This window comes from Mucilaginibacter sp. NFR10, assembly GCF_900100445.1.
Classification (GTDB): domain Bacteria; phylum Bacteroidota; class Bacteroidia; order Sphingobacteriales; family Sphingobacteriaceae; genus Mucilaginibacter; species Mucilaginibacter rubeus.
Genome location: NZ_FMTV01000005.1, coordinates 287,467 through 304,165, shown reverse-complemented (window position 1 = coordinate 304,165; position 16,699 = coordinate 287,467). Strand labels below are relative to the sequence as shown.

Below are 16,699 nucleotides of genomic sequence, written 5' to 3'. Positions count from 1 at the left end.
AGTCACAAACTTCAACGCATTATCGGGCATAACCTTGAATATTAGGCACGCTGTAGCGTTCTCCTTAAATTTTCCTCCGAAATCCCAATTTTAACGAGCAGATCTGTATTTAGCCTGTGGAAGTGTAATTGCGGGGCAGGTAGAAGGAATATCAAAACGTTTTACTGCGCCTGTCTACCTTGGATGCCGCACCATTAATTAAAACGATAATTGTAAATTTGAAAAAAATCAATGAAATATTGATTTGTGATAAGGTTTAGAAAAAGCCCCGGGAAGCGAGTTCTACGGGGCTTTTACATCTTTTAAGCTGGGGGTACTGAGTGCTGTGGCATTATTCAAACTTGATCTTTGCTGAACGATTCACAAATATGCAGGACTTCTTTTTACACTGCAGTTTGCAGGAAATGGCGCGGAGTTAACACCGACCAAGAGCAGAAATTAGTCTGGTTGTTAATCAGGATTTCGTTATACATCCAACGACGCTTTTATTCCCCGATTTTACAGCACTTTTGTTAGGGGCATGAGGTTGATGATTACCTTTATGGTTCCCGATGTGATGCCTGTCATAGAGATAACCAGATTTCCCAAAGCGTTGACCGTATAAACAGGAGCCGGGTAACCATAACTATTAAAGTGTCTAATCGCGGCGAGAATATTGATATAGCCGGCAGGCCCCCCGTAGCCGTCGTGGGTACCGCACAGCAAATCACGCCAGTCAAAATTCGGCGCCTGGAAGGTGACCCTGAGGAGGTCGCTGTCTGTAAACTCCCCCACGTTTATTCCCGTGTCATTGTCTCCCGGATTCAAGGTTATAGTTTTCGAAGAGGGCTTTTTATTATATCGTACGAGGTTTCCCGTCATTGTGCCCGTTACATTCAGAGCGTCTGTAAGTGTTACATCCCCAAGGTTAAACCAGGTTATTCCCTGAACTGTACCAAGATGAAATATCTGAGCCGCAGCGGTTCTGAAAATTTTGCAAGCGTCCGATTGATCAGGCTGAACGGGGTCATATCCACCTTCAAATGTAATAGCACCATGGAATTGTGCTATCCGGGAAGAATTGTTTTGAACCACCGTTTGCCCGCTTCCCAGGGACCATACCTGAAGATCCATCGGCGCATTGTAAGGGTACGCACTGCCGTCGATCGTTATGACCGGAAGTTTATTTACGTCGGCTATATTTACTGTACACCGTAAAAGACCGGACCCGTGAAAACTACTGTCGACTCCCGGTTCATTATAATAGCGCAATGACTGCAGGCATTCTACTGTAAAATCGCACCGTTCGGCTACGACGAATTCCGTAAATTCGTGTATAACCCTGTTATGAAGATAAATGCCCAGCTTATTACGGGCGAAAGAACAGTTAATGATCCGGTAACCTCCCTTTCCGGCAACTTCTACAGCGGTCGCAACAGAAGGGGGCGTATTCGGGCCGGGAACAATCTTGTCCTTAAAAGTGATATCCTTCAGGTAACCGGAGGTCAGACCGCCTGAGCCACCCAGAACTGTTATTGCCGTAAACCCTGCAACGGTTGAATCATAGGTGATGGCCGTATTCGCTCTTCCGTCCCCGGTTATTTTTTCGGTGATTGTCGGATTACCGATGTTCCCGATAACGAGGCCGGAGGCGATGTAATAATTGCCGGCAGGCAACCTTAAGGCTTGTTTTAAGGTCTGTGCGGCGTCAATGGCTTTTTGCAGGAATGGCTGATCATTATTGATATCGTTGCCCTTTGCGCCGAACCATTTAACATTCAAGCAATCTGAATATAGTCGTTTCCATCTTCCGCTGCTCACCCCAGTAACTTTGATAATTGTACCGTCATTATCAGGCGAAACGCTATCCGTACTGTCCCAGAAAAAAAGGCCTTCGCCGCCGTCGCTGGTCAAGCTATATCCCTGTACAAAAACGACATCGGTAAAATTGGTATAAGCTCTTAAAGCTGTAATAGTTGTGCATAAAGGCATAGGTATAGAGTATTATGTGGATTGTGCCATTGAAATTACGACAATTAATATTATTTTAAAATTAAATTGTCAAAAAATAGCCAAATATAGCTATACTATATTCGGCCACTAACACTGTTTTTTTCACTACAAAAGTTAGTGTTTTGCTGATGGCAGGAAGTTATCGAAATTAAAGCAGGGGTACGGAAGTATCTATTACCATTTATTGATAAACGAATACAATTATCGTGTTGGGAGAACAGAATATCGTTGGGCAATGCTTTAAAATAACTTTGTTTATAAAAATATGAACCGACATTTGCAATAGATGTTTCAATCAAGGCAAACCGTTTACGGTATATAGTGAGGTGTTAACACAGGCCACAAGCAAACTTCAACTCGTCAGGTAGATTTTAAAAAACTGTGTTGATACGTTCGCTTTGCTGCTCTTTCTTAATTCAAAATTAGGCCACCCGTTTTTATTCAATAATGACAGGACTGCTTTACTGTAGTCCAGTTGCGGATCGTTATAATACACCACCTGGTTATTTGAGTGCGAAATATCATAGGGTGCGGTGTCTAAGTTAGACTGCACTCCGTTTGCTGTCAATAATTTGTTGATACTTTCTGCTTTTCCTTTGAGGGCAGGTAAATAATAAATTTTAACGGTTAAAATTTCCTGTCAAATTTTGGTCGAGAAGTCACCCGTAATTTCCCTGCTAAGGGTTATTAAGCATCATTAAGCGTAAATAAGCGCCCTAAGCGACTTAATTTCCACTCGATTTTGCGACAACACGCTAAAGGGAGATTTGGGTTACATCTGAGTTACAAAAGTCAGTAAAACAGGGTCAAATATCCAAGAATTTGGACAAGAAGAATTAATATAACTTATTAACAATGAGATATTTACTTGTCATAAGTTATCGTTAGTATGTGTTATTCTGCGTGCCTATTTTCCGATACAAAACTTGCTAAATATATTCTCCAGCAAATCATCTGTGGTAACAACACCGGTGATCTCACCGAGGTAGTGAAGCGCCTGTTTAATATCCATCGACAAAAAATCGGAAGTTATGCTGCCATCAATACCGCCCAATACCCTTACAAGCGCCTCTTCAGTTTTTTGTAAGGCTTCGAGGTGGCGGATATTGGTTACCAGCGTTTCATCGCCACTGAGCTGGTTTTTTACGGCAGACGAGTAGATCTTGTGTTTCAGATCGTCAATATGATGTTTTTCTTTGGCGGAGATAAAAATTATGTCCGGAAGTCCGAAAGTCCGAAAGTCAGGGGATGGAGAAGTGAATAAACCTCGTTCCCCGAAACTGTAAGCATTATCGAATAAATCAGCGAAGCTTCTTTCGGACTTTTCGACTTTCTGGCTTTCTGACTTATTTAACAAATCTGCTTTATTGGCTACCACTAACATGGTAACCCCGGGTTTTTGCAGGCTGGCGATATCACTATTCAGTTCTTCAATAGTAATTTTGGCGGCGTCAAAAACGTAAACCAACAGGGCTGATTGGCTGATCTTTTCCATGGTGCGCTGTACGCCTATCTGTTCAATGGCATCGGTAGCTTCCCGGATCCCGGCAGTATCAATCAGCCTGAAATTAATGCCCTGGATATTCAGCACCTCTTCAATCGTGTCTCTTGTGGTTCCGGGGATGTGGCTCACTATGGCACGCTCTTCATTAAGCAGGGCGTTCAGCAGGGTTGATTTGCCCGCATTTGGCCTGCCTGCTATTACCGTGTTTACACCGTTTTTAATGGCGTTACCCAACTCAAATGAATTAATTAACCGGCCAACAATTTTGGTAATCTCGTGGATCAACTGTTTCAGCTGATCACGGTTGGCAAACTCTACATCTTCCTCAGCAAAATCGAGTTCCAGTTCAATGAGCGAAGCAAAGTTTACCAGTTGCTCGCGCAGGGCCTGTAACTGAGTGCTGAAGCCTCCGCGAAGTTGTTGCAGGGCCACCTGCTGCGATGCTTTAGAGTTGGAGGCGATCAGATCGGCAACAGCCTCGGCCTGGCTCAGGTCGAGCTGACCATTCAGGAATGCCCTTAGCGTAAATTCGCCGGGTTTGGCCGACCGTGCACCTTTTTTGATGAACAGCTTAATGATACTTTCAATAATATAACCCGAAGCATGACATGAGATCTCAACCACGTTTTCGCGGGTGTATGACCGCGGGCCAACAAACAACGATACCAGCACCTCGTCCAAAATCAAATCGCCATCGGCAATGCTGCCGAAATGGATAGTATGCGATGCCTGTTTGCTCAGGTCTTTACCTTTAAATACACTGTTGGCTATGTTTATGGCATCAGGGCCCGAAAGGCGAATCACAGCAATGGCACCCACGCCGTTTGGTGTGGCAAGGGCAACTATGGTATCGGTATTATCTGTCATTTTTTAGTTGATGGTTAATGGTTCATAGATCATAGCCTAAGCCCGCCTAATTTACCAAAGTGCAAAGGTCGTTATTTCGTGGTGATTTTTCTCACCTACTCCTCCTAATCCATCTCCATATGACTTGAACATGAAAAACGCGGGCACACCATGAACTATGATCCATGAACCATTAACTAAAATCTTTACCTTCGCAGGCAATTATGGTAACTTTTTTTGAAGCTTCGCTCGAAACTATTTCGGTACATCACGTTGGTAATCAGTCGCAGGAAGAGATGTATGCACTTTCCGAACAGCCATTGGAATTAAAGGATGAGATTATTCCCAACCTGCTTATGCAATATTTTCTGAAACCTTTTGAAAAGGCTAACGAGGTTTATCACCTGATGCACAGCAGTGGCGACCTTGAACTAAACGAGCTGCACCACTTTGCCACACAGGTATTTGATGACAACACTAAGTTTCATGAGGCATCTGAGAAAATAGCGAAGCATTTATACAAGGTTACCAATCACCCTAATATTAAAGGCGGCGAGCTTTATGTGGTTTACTTTAATAAAGTGCAAATTGAAGGCAACCCACTGGATGCCATCGGTATCTTCAAGTCGGAAAACAAGGAAACTTACCTTAAAGTTTACCCGGACAAAGGCGGTTTCCAGGTTGATTATGAGCAGGATGCCATCAACATCAATAAGCTGGATAAAGGCGTGTTGATCTTCAATATCGAAAAAGAAAACGGCTACAAAGTAGTGGTAGTGGATAAAACCAACGGCGGCCAGGAAGCTGCGAGATTTTGGAAGGACGATTTTTTGCAGTTGAAGATCCGCAATGACAGTTTCAACCAAACCAACAATACCCTGGGCATTTACAAAAACTTCATCACCGAAAAAATCGATGAAGAATTTGAGATGAGCAAGGCAGATAAAATCGACCTGCTGAACCGCTCCATGAAGTATTTTAAAGAAAAGGAAACTTTTGATATGGAGGAGTTTTCGAATGAAGTGATCGGCAACGAACAGGCTATTGAATCATTCAAAACTTTCAAAAACCAGTACGAGCAGGAATTTGACAGCCCTATTGCCGATAATTTTATTATATCAGAAAATGCGGTAAAGAAGCAGGCCCGTGTTTACAAAAGCGTTTTAAAGCTTGATAAAAACTTCCACATCTATATTCATGGCGATAAAGAACTGATTGAGAAAGGTTTTGACGATGGGAGGGCGATGAATTATTATAAGGTTTATTTTAAGGAGGAGGCGTAAAAGATTAAGCTTTAAAATTTAATAAACCTGATACACTGCAACATCGCATCTTCAAACAAATGTTTAGTAAACCTTTCCATTTGTGAAAAGTCATACTGGTACAACACAGTATTACTAACCAAATCACAACACACAAATGAAAAGGTCATTCATAATCATCTCATTGTTATTCGTCATTACAAGCTGCAGCGTATTACAAAATGGGGGCGTTCAGCAATATGCACTTGGCATGAGCGAAAAAGATTTTACAGCCTCTCAACGATTTAACCTCTCGCTGGTCGAAGCCACACCAGGCCATTCTATTTACAAGCGTACTGTTGAAGCCGATGCCCAAAGGGTAATTGCAAACATGTATTACTATTTTGATGATGGTAAATTAGTGCGTATGCGCCGGGTAGAAGAACCCAAACCCATAGTTGTAGTTGAGCAAAAACCAGCCACTTTATAACCGATAAATGATCAAAACTGCACTCCCCAACGCTCTTCAATCCCCAAACCAAACAAGGCAAAATCATATTTAACCGGATCGTTAGGATCGAACTCACGGAGTCTTTCGGTTAATTCAAGGGCCGTTTGCCAGTCGGTTTGTTTACGGGTGATGAGGTTGAGTTTGCGGGAAACTCTGTCAACATGTAAATCAAGCGGGCAGATCAGGTCGGAAGGTTTGATGCGGTTCCAGATGCCAAAATCAACGCCGTTATCGTCCTTCCGCACCATCCAGCGTAAAAACATATTTAGCCGTTTGCAGGTTGATTTTTGCGATGGTGATGACACATGTTTTTTAGTACGATGCGGAAAATCGGGCAAAGAAAAAAAGTATGAGCGAAAATGATTTAAAGTAGCCTCAATAGCTTGAACATTTGCCTCCCCCTTCAGGAGGGTGGGGGGTACAAACGCATCCTCCAACGATTCAAACCGTTCATAATGCTGCCGAAAAAAAGCGATGAAATATAAAGTATCCACATCATTAAAAGTGCGGTGCTTGAACTTTAACAGCTTTTTCAGATCAGGCTCTTCATGGTTGATGATAAAATCGTGAGGTGCGCCATCCATCAACGTAATAAGCTCTTTGCATTTTTTGATAATGGTAACCCGTTGTCCCCAGGCCAGTGTGGCAGCCCAAAAACCCATGATCTCGATATCCTGCTTTTGGCTAAACATGTGCGGGATGGTTACCGGATCATTCTCAATAAATTCAGGGCGATTATACTGGGCAACCTTAGCGTCGAGGAAGGCTTTGAGAGCTTCGCCCCCTGCCCCCCTAAAGGGGGAACTGTTCTTATTGTATCCTATATCCATGTGCCGAAATGTTCACATTTAATATATTTCACGTGAACCACTGTTTATCATACCTATTGCTTCCATAAAAGTAAGAGCAATAGGTTCGTAGTCGGTTGAGTAATCATTAAAAATGCCCACTGCATTTCGCTTAAAGCCAATAACGTGGCTCATTATTAAAAAATCACAAAAGCCTATAATATTCTTATTCTCGCTTTCGACAAATTCTTCTATAATCCTATTGAGTGACCAAAAAGAAAACATATACTCTTGCCATTCATAATCATCAAACCCGTTTACAATAGCATAAAGCGCTTTAAAATCATCAGGAAAGCTAAAGCTTAGAATAGTTTCAGCTTTCTCGAAATCCGCGGCAGTTGCGGGTGGCTTCATTTTCACTTCACATTCATCCCAAAACGTAATAGCTTCCTTTATCCAATCCTCCATAAGAAAGTTTTGATTAAAGGTTCATTTTTTAGCTTAACGCCTGTTTAATATCCTCCAGCAAATCTTCTATATCTTCTACACCTACGCTCAGGCGCAGCAGGTTATCAACTACGCCTGCTTTTTCACGTTCGGCTTTAGGGATTGAGCCGTGGGTCATGCTTACCGGGTGGTTGATCAATGATTCAACACCACCTAATGACTCGGCCAATGAAAATACTTTAAATGATGATGCAATACGGAAAGTCTCCTGCAGATCGGCACCTTTCAATACGATGCTGATCATGCCACCAAAATCGCGCATTTGTTTTTTTGCGATATCATGATTAGGATGATCGGTAAAGCCCGGCCAGTAGATCTTTTCAACTTTTGGATGATCTTTCAAAAACTCGGCTATCTGCTTTCCGTTTTCGCAATGAGCTTTCATGCGCAGGTGCAGGGTTTTGATACCACGCAAAACTAAAAAGCTATCCATAGGTCCTGGTGTAGCACCGCAGGCATTATAGATGAACCAGAGCTTTTTATAAAGGTCCTCATCGTTCAGCATCAGTGCACCCATCACCACATCGCTGTGGCCACCTATGTATTTGGTTACCGAATGCATTACAATATCAGCACCCAAATCAATTGGGTTTTGCAGGTATGGTGATGCAAATGTATTATCTACCACAAAAAGTAAATTCTTCTCTTTCGTGATCTTACCTATGGCTTCTATATCCACAATCCGCATGGTTGGGTTGGTAGGTGTTTCAATCCAAACCAGCTTAGTTTTATCATTTACATGGGCACGAACAAGTTCCGGATCAGACAGATCCAAAAAGTGGAACTTGATGCCGTAGTTAGCAAAGATCTTGGTGAAGATCCGGTATGAACCACCGTAAAGGTCATTACCGGTAATAACTTCATCGCCGGGCGCAAGCAGTTTCATCACCGCATCAGTAGCGCCCATACCGCTCGAAAACGCCAGGCCAAACTTTGCGTTTTCCAAAGCAGCCAAACAATCTTCCAGCGCTTTACGGGTAGGGTTGGTACCACGCGAGTACTCATAGCCCTTATTATCCCCCGGCGATTTTTGCCAGTAGGTTGATGTTTGATATATTGGCGTCATGATAGCGCCGGTTGTTGGATCGGGCTCCTGCCCTGCGTGTATTGCTTTAGTTGCGAATTTCATGAGTTGTGCTGTAAGCACGGTCCGTAGTCGATAGTTCATGGACCATAGTAAAAAAACAATTATTCATAGCTATGGACTATCGACCATAAACTATGGACTTTACAAAATTAATACGCCCTCGCAAATAACACCCGCTGCGTCGATGGCTTACCTGTCAAAATACATTTACCTTCTTCCTGTTTATTATCCAAAGGTATGCAACGGATTGTCGCCTTAGTTTCCTCTTTTATTTTTTGTTCGGTTTCGGATGTACCGTCCCAGTGTGCACTGATAAAACCTGGCTCTTCATCGAGCATGCGTTTAAATTCGTCCCAGGTATCAACCTCGGTTGTGTTTTCGGCACGGAAATCAAATGCTTTTTTATAGATATTTTGTTGAATCTCTTCAAGCAGGTTTTCTATAACCTGAGCAAGACCTTCCTGGTTAACGGTTTCTTTTGTTTTGGTATCACGGCGGGCCAGTTCAACTGTTCCGTTCTGCATATCACGGCTGCCTATGGCCACGCGTAATGGAACACCTTTCAGTTCGTATTCAGCAAATTTAGCTCCCGGGCGGTGGGTATCGCGGTTATCAAACTTAACCGAAATACCTTTAGCCTTAAGTTCCTTTTTTAGCGAGTTAACATAAGCGCTGATGTTATCAAGCTCTTCCTGGTGCTTGTAAATCGGAACAACTACTACCTGAATAGGTGCCAGCTTTGGAGGCAATACTAACCCCGCGTCATCGCTATGGGCCATAATAAGCGCTCCAATCAAACGGGTTGAAACACCCCATGAAGTGGCCCAAACATGCTCAATTTTATTTTCTTTGTTGGTGAACTTTACGTCAAAAGCTTTTGCAAAGTTTTGTCCCAAAAAGTGTGATGTGCCGGCTTGCAGGGCTTTACCATCCTGCATTAGCGCCTCAATACAATAGGTATCCAAAGCTCCTGCAAAACGCTCGTTAGCTGTTTTACGACCTTTCACCACCGGCAAAGCCATCCAGTTTTCGGCAAAATCGGCATATACATTCAGCATTTGCTCGGTTTCGGCTACGGCCTCATCAGCTGTTGCGTGGGCTGTGTGGCCTTCCTGCCATAAAAATTCACTGGTACGCAAAAACAAACGCGTACGCATTTCCCAGCGCATTACGTTGGCCCACTGGTTAACCAGGATAGGCAGGTCGCGGTATGATTGGATCCAGCCCTTGTAAGTGTTCCAGATAATAGTCTCTGATGTCGGACGGATGATGAGCTCCTCTTCAAGCTTGGCTTCTTCGTCAACAATAATATTTCCTTCGCCATCATTTTTGAGGCGGTAATGAGTTACAACAGCACATTCTTTGGCAAAACCGTCAACATGGCTGGCCTCTTTACTAAAGAACGACTTGGGTATTAAAAGCGGGAAGTAAGCGTTGCTGTGACCGGTGTCTTTAAACATCTCGTCAAGTACCGCCTGGATCTTTTCCCATATCGAATAACCGTACGGTTTAATGATCATACAGCCTCTAATCGGCGAATACTCGGCCATGTCAGATTTAATTACTAAGTCGTTAAACCATTGCGAATAATCTTCGTCTTTACTAATAACACCTTTGCTCATATTGATTGGATAGAATTTGGACTTGTGTAATTGTTGTATATTGCTGCCAAATTTATAAATTTAAAACTTATTTGACCTTGCACTTTTTACTTACCTGTATATGAAACGGAACATCGCGATAGGAATGTTTATTATCGGTGCCATGGCATTGAGTTCCTGCTCTACAACCAAGCTTGCATCAAACCAAAGTAATGACAACGTTTATTTTTCTGATGCACGAGCGGGCGATGAACCTGTTTATGCACAACAGCCGGCTTACAACCAAACCCCGGTTGCAGAGGACGGATATAGCGATGACGACGATGATTACTTTTACTACGATGATTATTCGGCACGTATAAACCGTTTCAGTTACTTTTCTCCTTTCGGCTATTATGACGACTTTTATTCGGCGTACAATAACTATCCTTACTACAACTATGGATTGAGCTATGGTGGTTTAGGATATTATGGCGGTGCTGGTTATTACAACGGCTGGGGATTGGGTTATGGCGGCTACTACGGCGGCCTTGGCTTAGGATTAGGTTATGGATACGGCGGTTATTATGGTGGCTGGGGCTTAGGCTACGGATATGGTGGATACGGCGGTTATTACGGCGGCGGTTATGGATACGGTGGATATGGCGGTTACTATGGTGGAGGCTATGCTTCGTCAGGTACAGCGCGTCCTTATCGTGGTAATGGCAATCCTTTTGCAGGCAGCGGGCGCCGCCCTGTTAGCAGTGCCACCTCCGGTATAGGCTACATTCCCGGAGGCCGTAACAGACCATTGGGCAGCAGAACGAACACTTACAGTAACGGCAGCAGCAATAGCGGAAATAACAGTTATAATAATAACAATGGCACCCGCTATGCACGCCCGGCCCGTACGGACGCGGCGCCTACCCGTGATGCACAGCCGGTTTACAGACAGCCACAGGTTGAACGTACATCGCAGCAACCATCGTATACGCCATCACCAAGCTCAAGCGGCGGCAGTTCACGCAGCACCGGCAGCAGCAGTGGCGGCGGTGGCGGCAGACCATCAAGACCATAAACCTAAATCTTATATTTTATTTACCTGAATTTTATGAAAATCAAGTATTTACTAAGCATAATTGCTATAGTAGCAATTACTAAAGATAGTTTTGCGCAATACTCACAGGATGCCATCCGGTTTTCAACCTTTCAAACCGGATCAACTTCACGTATCAAAGCTATTGGGAACGCCGGCACAGCTGTAGGCGGCGATTTGAGTTCAGTTAGCGGCAATCCTGCCGGCTTAGGCTTTTTTACACACTCGGAGGTTAGTATTACCCCTGAGTATGATAACTCCAAAATAAGCTCCAGCTTTTTTGGGCAGGCAGGCAGCGCCAACCGTAACGATGTGAACATGAACAACGCAGCCATCGTATTTTATCAGCAGCTAACCACCCGTGGGCGCGACAAAAGCAAAGGCTGGTTAAGTATTAACTATGGCGCGGGCTACAGCCGTACCAATAACTTTTATGAAAACGTTGCTTACGGCGGTACAAACCAAACCAGTTCTATTTCTGATTACTATGCCGGTATCGCCAAGCGGGAAGTATCTCAATATGGCAGTGTTAACCCTAATGGCCTTGATGGATGGGCATATGATCATGTCCTGATCGATAATTTCGGCCCGGCATCAGACCCGAACTCATATTCAAGCACAGTGAATGTTCCGGTAAGGCAATTGGCGGGGATTACCCGTACCGGCGGCCAGTCGGAGTTTAACCTTTCGTTCGGTGCCAATTACAGCAATAAGCTTTACTTAGGTTTGGGACTGGCTATTACCGATATCAGGTATAATTCGCACGCCAGGTTTACCGAAAATGGCAACGCCATTATAACCAATGGCGGCAACCCTACCGACTTTTCATCCACTTTTGCGCAAGACCAAAGCACCAAAGGCTCGGGCTTTAACGCCAAATTAGGTATTATTTATAAACCCATACAAGCTTTACGCCTGGGCTTTGTATTTACCTCACCAACGTTTTATAATATTGATGATTCATATTCCGAAGGGCTTGCCACGCAATACACAGGTGGCAAGAGTCATGAAAACGAATCCGAACCATATCAGCTAAGCTACAATCTGCGTACGCCGTTAAAATTAGCAGGTGGCGCGTCTGTTTTCATAGGCAAATATGGTTTCATAAGCGGCGATGTTGAATATATCGATTATACCACTACTCATTTAAGCAGTAACGACAGTTATACTGCCGATGGTGACAACAGCGATATCAAATCACTTTACCGTTCAACAGTGAACCTTCATGTGGGCGCCGAAGTAAACGTGAACAGCCTCGTTTATCTGCGCGGCGGTTACAGCCAGCAAGGTAACCCGATGAAAGACCTTGGCAGCGATATTAAAACAGTTAGCGGCGGTATAGGCTTTCATTTTGGTGCTTATTTTGTTGACGCTACTTACGCCAGGGTAACCGGCAAGCAAACCATTTTCCCTTATGAAGTAGGTGCAACCAGTCCTTTTGCCGATTTGAAAAAAACTAACAACAATGCATTCCTTACTTTAGGGTACCGCTTTTAACCGTTGATTTTTTTGATTGATTACGCTTATTGCGTTGATCTGTTCAGCCTGGCTTTCTGTTACGGAAAGACAGGCTGTTTCATTTAACGTATATCGTTGTGCCGTTGTTGATGTCGTCGCCAGCAATGCCGAAAAAGTCAAAATGTGCTATTATCAGCGAAATCAACGTAATCAAAAATATCAACGGTCAAATTAAGTAACTTGCCATTCATAATTTAAATTGACCATGAACAAAAATCTACTTAAAAGCACCGGTTTGTTAGTGCTATTGACTGGTATCGGCATTAATGCCCGGGCGCAGCAATCAGCCGAAACAAAAGCATGGGTAGCCAAATCAAATGCGTATACCAAAATCATTATTGATCTGGATAAAAAATACTCGCCCGAATACGGATCATCACAAGGCCTGGCCGAGTATGACAGTGACATAGCTATACCAACCCTCCAAAACATCATGGCCGAACGCAAGGATGAAGAGGCCGTTGTCGCTAAACTTACCGAAGCCCTTAAGACTGAAAAAAATACTTTTATTCAACAGGATATCAATATCATTATAACCCACCTCAAACTGGGTTTTCGCCAGCAGGACTTTGAGTTGAGCCGCCAGGTCCCTTTTTTGAATGCGTCCTCAACAATTTACGGCGGACTGGAAACACTGCTTGACGATCAAACCCCCGAAGCCCGTCGCCAGGCAGCGGTAATGCGTATCCGTAAATATGCAGGACTGGAAAAAGGTTATAAACCATTGACAACCATTTACAGGGAACGCCTGCAGCACCAGATGGGCGGCAAAAACATGATCTATCCGTCAAAGCAACGCATGGAAACCGATCTGTCGCGCAATGCGAGTATCGTAAGCGGCATTGCCGAACTTTGTTCCAAATACAGGGTGACCGGCTGGGAACAACCTTATGCCACCCTGAAAAAACAGCTTGAAGATTATGACAAATGGGTAAAAGCAAATGTACTGGTAAAAGCCCGTACAGATTTCAGGCTCCCACCCGAAGAGTATGCTATGAACCTCGAAGCTTATGGTATAGATATTCCCCCTGCGAAAGTAGCTGAAATGGCACATGCCCTGTTCAACCAGATCCAGGACGAGATGAAACCTATTGCCGGGCAGATAGCCAAAAAACGTGGCTTGCCATCAAGTGACTATCGGGCTGTAATTCGTGAACTTAAAAAAGAGCAGATCCACGGAGATTCTATTATTCCGCTGTACGAGCAGCATTTAAAAGATATTGAAGGCATCATTCGCGATCATCAACTGGTAACGCTGCCAAACCGCCCGGCTATTATCCGTTTAGCTACGGCCGCCGAGACTGCGCAGAGCCCGGCCCCACACATGGTGCCACCGCCGTTTCTGAATAATACCGGCCAGCGTGGCGTATTTGTACTGCCATTAAACATGCCCGCATCACCCGGCGAAAAAGCTACAGACAAGTACGATGACTTTACTTTTGATGCCGCCTCGTGGACCATCATAGCCCATGAAGCAAGGCCGGGCCACGAATTACAGTTTGATAAAATGGTGGAAGAAGGGGTATCACAGGCACGCGCCCTGTACGCCTTTAACTCCACCAATGTGGAAGGCTGGGGCTTATATTCCGAATACATTACCCGCCCTTACATGCCTTTAGAAGGACAGTTGGTTTCGTTAGATTATCGCTTGCTCAGGGCCGCGCGCGCCTTCCTTGATCCTGAATTGCAGGCTGGTAAGATAACCCAGCAACAGGCGCTTGATGTATTGATGAACGATGTAGTACAATCGCGTGCCTTTGCCCGCCAGGAAGTTGAGCGTTATACCATTAACGCTCCCGGCCAGGCCAATAGCTATTTTTATGGTTTTACCAAAATGATTGCCCTGCGCAAAGATACCGAGGCTGCATTAGGCAACAAATTCAACGCTTTGCATTTCCATGATTTCATCCTGTCGCAAGGGATCCTGCCGCCGGCATTGATCCGCGAGGCGGTAATGAATGATTTTGTGCCGAAGGAGAAGGCGTTGTAAGTTTTCTATAAAACGCAAAAAGCGGGATATTTTAAAATTATCCCGCTTTATTAGTTATTTACGATGTCGCGATAGAGCAGGGGGAGCAAGCGTGACAAAATAATGCAGCCCGTGATTCGGTCCGATTTGCAGGGCCAGTCGCTTAATAACAAAAGAACACAAGGGCGATGACGGTATCGATATGTATACCTTATTCCGTAAACACCCTATAATTAACATCCATTACGCTCCGGCTTTGCAGCTTTGATTTTAGCAGCTCAAGCAGCGTGGCCCATTCCGGTGCCGAAAGTTCATGATCGGCCGGGGTTATATAAATATCGGTTGTTTTAATAAAACCTTCTCTGGGATTGGCTGAGATACTTACCCCTTTGCTTACGCGGATGTTTTTCATTTTTGCTCCAAGCTCATATCTGCAGAAACTTGTTAGATCGGCAAGGGTAACTATGCGGTCTTTAGTGGTGAGGCCGTATTTATAGGCCTGGATCCGCTCGGAAGCTCCAAGGCTGTTTCGGCCGCCCGTGGTCGTGGTAAGGAGCCTTAAAGTATCCGGCTTAAGTTTAATGGCTTCCGCCTGTTGTAGCTTTGAGCCTTTGCGGATATTGTTGGCATTATCGGCAAGTGTTGTCCAAAAACTGAGGTATAACATGGCCGCTTTGTTTGCCGGTTTTAGTACCAGGTAATTTACCAGTTCATGATTATCTTTTGAACTTTTGGATTTTTTTTCGATAACGGAAATATTTTGCTCCAGTGTTTTTAGGGCCGTTGTTAAAAAGTCGCTTCCGTATGCGGCAAAGGCCGCTTTTTCGTCGCGAAGCAGCTCAAACAAATATTCGATGGTTTGCCGGGCGTTACGTGCATCAAAACGCTCGGCGCCACCGTTCCTGATGGAGTAACTGCCCTCATAATTAATACCGGCCTGGCTATACGGGATCTCGTTATACCGAACGTCATTGTCGTCATGCAGCTCATGGATCGATAAAAAATGATCATAAGCACCTGGTTTTATTGGGATGATATCGCTGATCTCCTTGATCCTGAATTTTTGTTGGTGAAGCCGCCTGCTCATTACCGGGAAACAGTTTAAATGTAACTGCAGTTCATCAATGGCATTTGCCGGGATTGCCGCCGGGAATACGATCTTGAACCACAGGCAGGGCTTAAGTGCTTTCAAATCCTGCTCGTTAAAAAACGACAGCAACTCAACCGGATAATTTGCTTTGAAGTCGGTAATATTGCTTAGCCGCTCATCGGTAAGCGAAATAAAATGATTGTTGTAATAGGTCCTGACGTCGCGGGTTATAAGGTTAATGATATGCTGATCATAAAAAACAGGTTTCTGATCGTCGGCTTGTTCATCAGCGTAAATGAGGCCAGGTTCAGTATCAAGCTGTGAACCATCCAGGTAAAATTTAGTTACCTGGAGCAGGCTGTAAAAATCGGTATTGCTGATGTAAACAGGCCAGTCGAAATAGATTCCTGCATTTTTAAAAGTATTCAATGCTACTGCTGTTTCAATGCCTATCCAAAGGGTGTTAGGTTCGCCAAAAGCACCGGTGCGGACGTTTAGCAATGTATTCTTCTGTCCATTTTCAATATGTTCCTGCAGCCTGCCCCCGTTGAAGCTGTATTTTATTTCTGCATTAAATACAGAGTTAGCACCTGCCGGTGTAAAGTAAATGTCCAGTTGGTCCGGGCTGGTTTTGCCAACCTCTGCTGCCAATTGTTTCCGGAAATAAAAATGATTGCCGATGTTCAATATTTCTGAAGCCTCGATGGGTTTACCTTTTAATATGGCATGGGCGGGGAGCGGGGCCGTTAAATAGTCGGAAGCCAGGATCCTGGATATTTTGTTCAGGATGCGATGCTCCAGGTTTTTAACATCATTGTTTAAGTTGAACAACTCGGTGCTTAGGGCTTCAATCAAAAGCTTTACCAGCGGATCAACATCATTTACGTTTTGAACGCCCCAAAACTCGGTAGCGTTCTTCAGCATGCGGTTCCTGATCTCTTCTTTTGAATTATAAAATATAGCGCTCATA

The 16,699-nt window shown here is 44.1% G+C and carries 12 protein-coding genes; 5 read left to right on the top strand and 7 right to left on the bottom strand.

All coding sequences use genetic code 11. From position 1 onward, the window contains the following. Positions 1-498 precede the first annotated feature (498 nt). Positions 499-1,971 (bottom strand): glycosyl hydrolase family 28-related protein, encoded by a 1,473-nt coding sequence (locus tag BLP33_RS18250; RefSeq protein ID WP_090531726.1) that lies wholly within the window; start codon positions 1,969-1,971, stop codon positions 499-501. A gap of 928 nt (positions 1,972-2,899) precedes the next feature. Further along, positions 2,900-4,363, bottom strand: a complete 1,464-nt coding sequence (mnmE, locus tag BLP33_RS18245) for a tRNA uridine-5-carboxymethylaminomethyl(34) synthesis GTPase MnmE (protein ID WP_090531722.1) — start codon at positions 4,361-4,363, stop codon at positions 2,900-2,902. Positions 4,364-4,566: 203 nt separating this feature from the next. On the opposite strand from mnmE, the gene BLP33_RS18240 reads away from it, so the two are divergent. Continuing rightward, positions 4,567-5,625, top strand: coding sequence for a nucleoid-associated protein (locus BLP33_RS18240; protein ID WP_090531721.1), 1,059 nt, complete (start codon positions 4,567-4,569; stop codon positions 5,623-5,625). A 136-nt stretch (positions 5,626-5,761) separates the two neighbouring features. Continuing rightward, the gene (locus BLP33_RS18235) at positions 5,762-6,073 is read left to right on the top strand and encodes a hypothetical protein (RefSeq protein ID WP_090531719.1); all 312 of its coding nucleotides are present in this window, start codon (positions 5,762-5,764) and stop codon (positions 6,071-6,073) included. A gap of 11 nt (positions 6,074-6,084) precedes the next feature. Here the strand turns inward: BLP33_RS18235 and BLP33_RS18230 are convergent, their stop codons facing one another. From BLP33_RS18230 to proS, 4 genes are all read right to left on the bottom strand, one after another. Continuing rightward, the gene (locus BLP33_RS18230) at positions 6,085-6,924 is read right to left on the bottom strand and encodes a TIGR02757 family protein (RefSeq protein WP_090531717.1); all 840 of its coding nucleotides are present in this window, start codon (positions 6,922-6,924) and stop codon (positions 6,085-6,087) included. Between the two features lie 18 nt (positions 6,925-6,942). Beyond that, complete coding sequence (locus tag BLP33_RS18225; RefSeq protein WP_090531715.1) at positions 6,943-7,350, bottom strand: SMI1/KNR4 family protein; 408 nt, start codon at positions 7,348-7,350, stop codon at positions 6,943-6,945. A 28-nt stretch (positions 7,351-7,378) separates the two neighbouring features. After that, positions 7,379-8,518, bottom strand: coding sequence for a cystathionine gamma-synthase (locus BLP33_RS18220; protein ID WP_090532057.1), 1,140 nt, complete (start codon positions 8,516-8,518; stop codon positions 7,379-7,381). Between the two features lie 107 nt (positions 8,519-8,625). Beyond that, positions 8,626-10,098, bottom strand: a complete 1,473-nt coding sequence (gene proS / locus BLP33_RS18215; protein ID WP_090531713.1) for a proline--tRNA ligase — start codon at positions 10,096-10,098, stop codon at positions 8,626-8,628. A 100-nt stretch (positions 10,099-10,198) separates the two neighbouring features. Here proS and BLP33_RS27490 point away from each other — a divergent pair, with 100 nt between their 5' ends. The 3 genes from BLP33_RS27490 (at position 10,199) to BLP33_RS18200 (ending at position 14,660) form a co-directional block, all read left to right on the top strand. Continuing rightward, positions 10,199-11,134 carry a hypothetical protein gene (locus tag BLP33_RS27490; RefSeq protein ID WP_175490052.1) on the top strand — a complete coding sequence of 312 codons (936 nt, stop codon included), beginning with the start codon at positions 10,199-10,201 and terminating at the stop codon, positions 11,132-11,134. A gap of 33 nt (positions 11,135-11,167) precedes the next feature. Then, on the top strand, positions 11,168-12,649 hold the full coding sequence (locus BLP33_RS18205; RefSeq protein ID WP_090531709.1) for an OmpP1/FadL family transporter: 1,482 nt from the start codon (positions 11,168-11,170) through the stop codon (positions 12,647-12,649). 226 nt (positions 12,650-12,875) lie between these two features. After that, a complete protein-coding gene (locus BLP33_RS18200) occupies positions 12,876-14,660 on the top strand; it encodes a DUF885 domain-containing protein (protein ID WP_090531707.1) in 1,785 nt (594 codons plus the stop codon). Positions 14,661-14,850: 190 nt separating this feature from the next. On the opposite strand, the gene BLP33_RS18195 is transcribed toward BLP33_RS18200, so the two are convergent. Continuing rightward, positions 14,851-16,698, bottom strand: coding sequence for a type VI secretion system baseplate subunit TssF (locus BLP33_RS18195; protein WP_090531705.1), 1,848 nt, complete (start codon positions 16,696-16,698; stop codon positions 14,851-14,853). Between the last annotated feature and the right edge of the window lies 1 nt (position 16,699).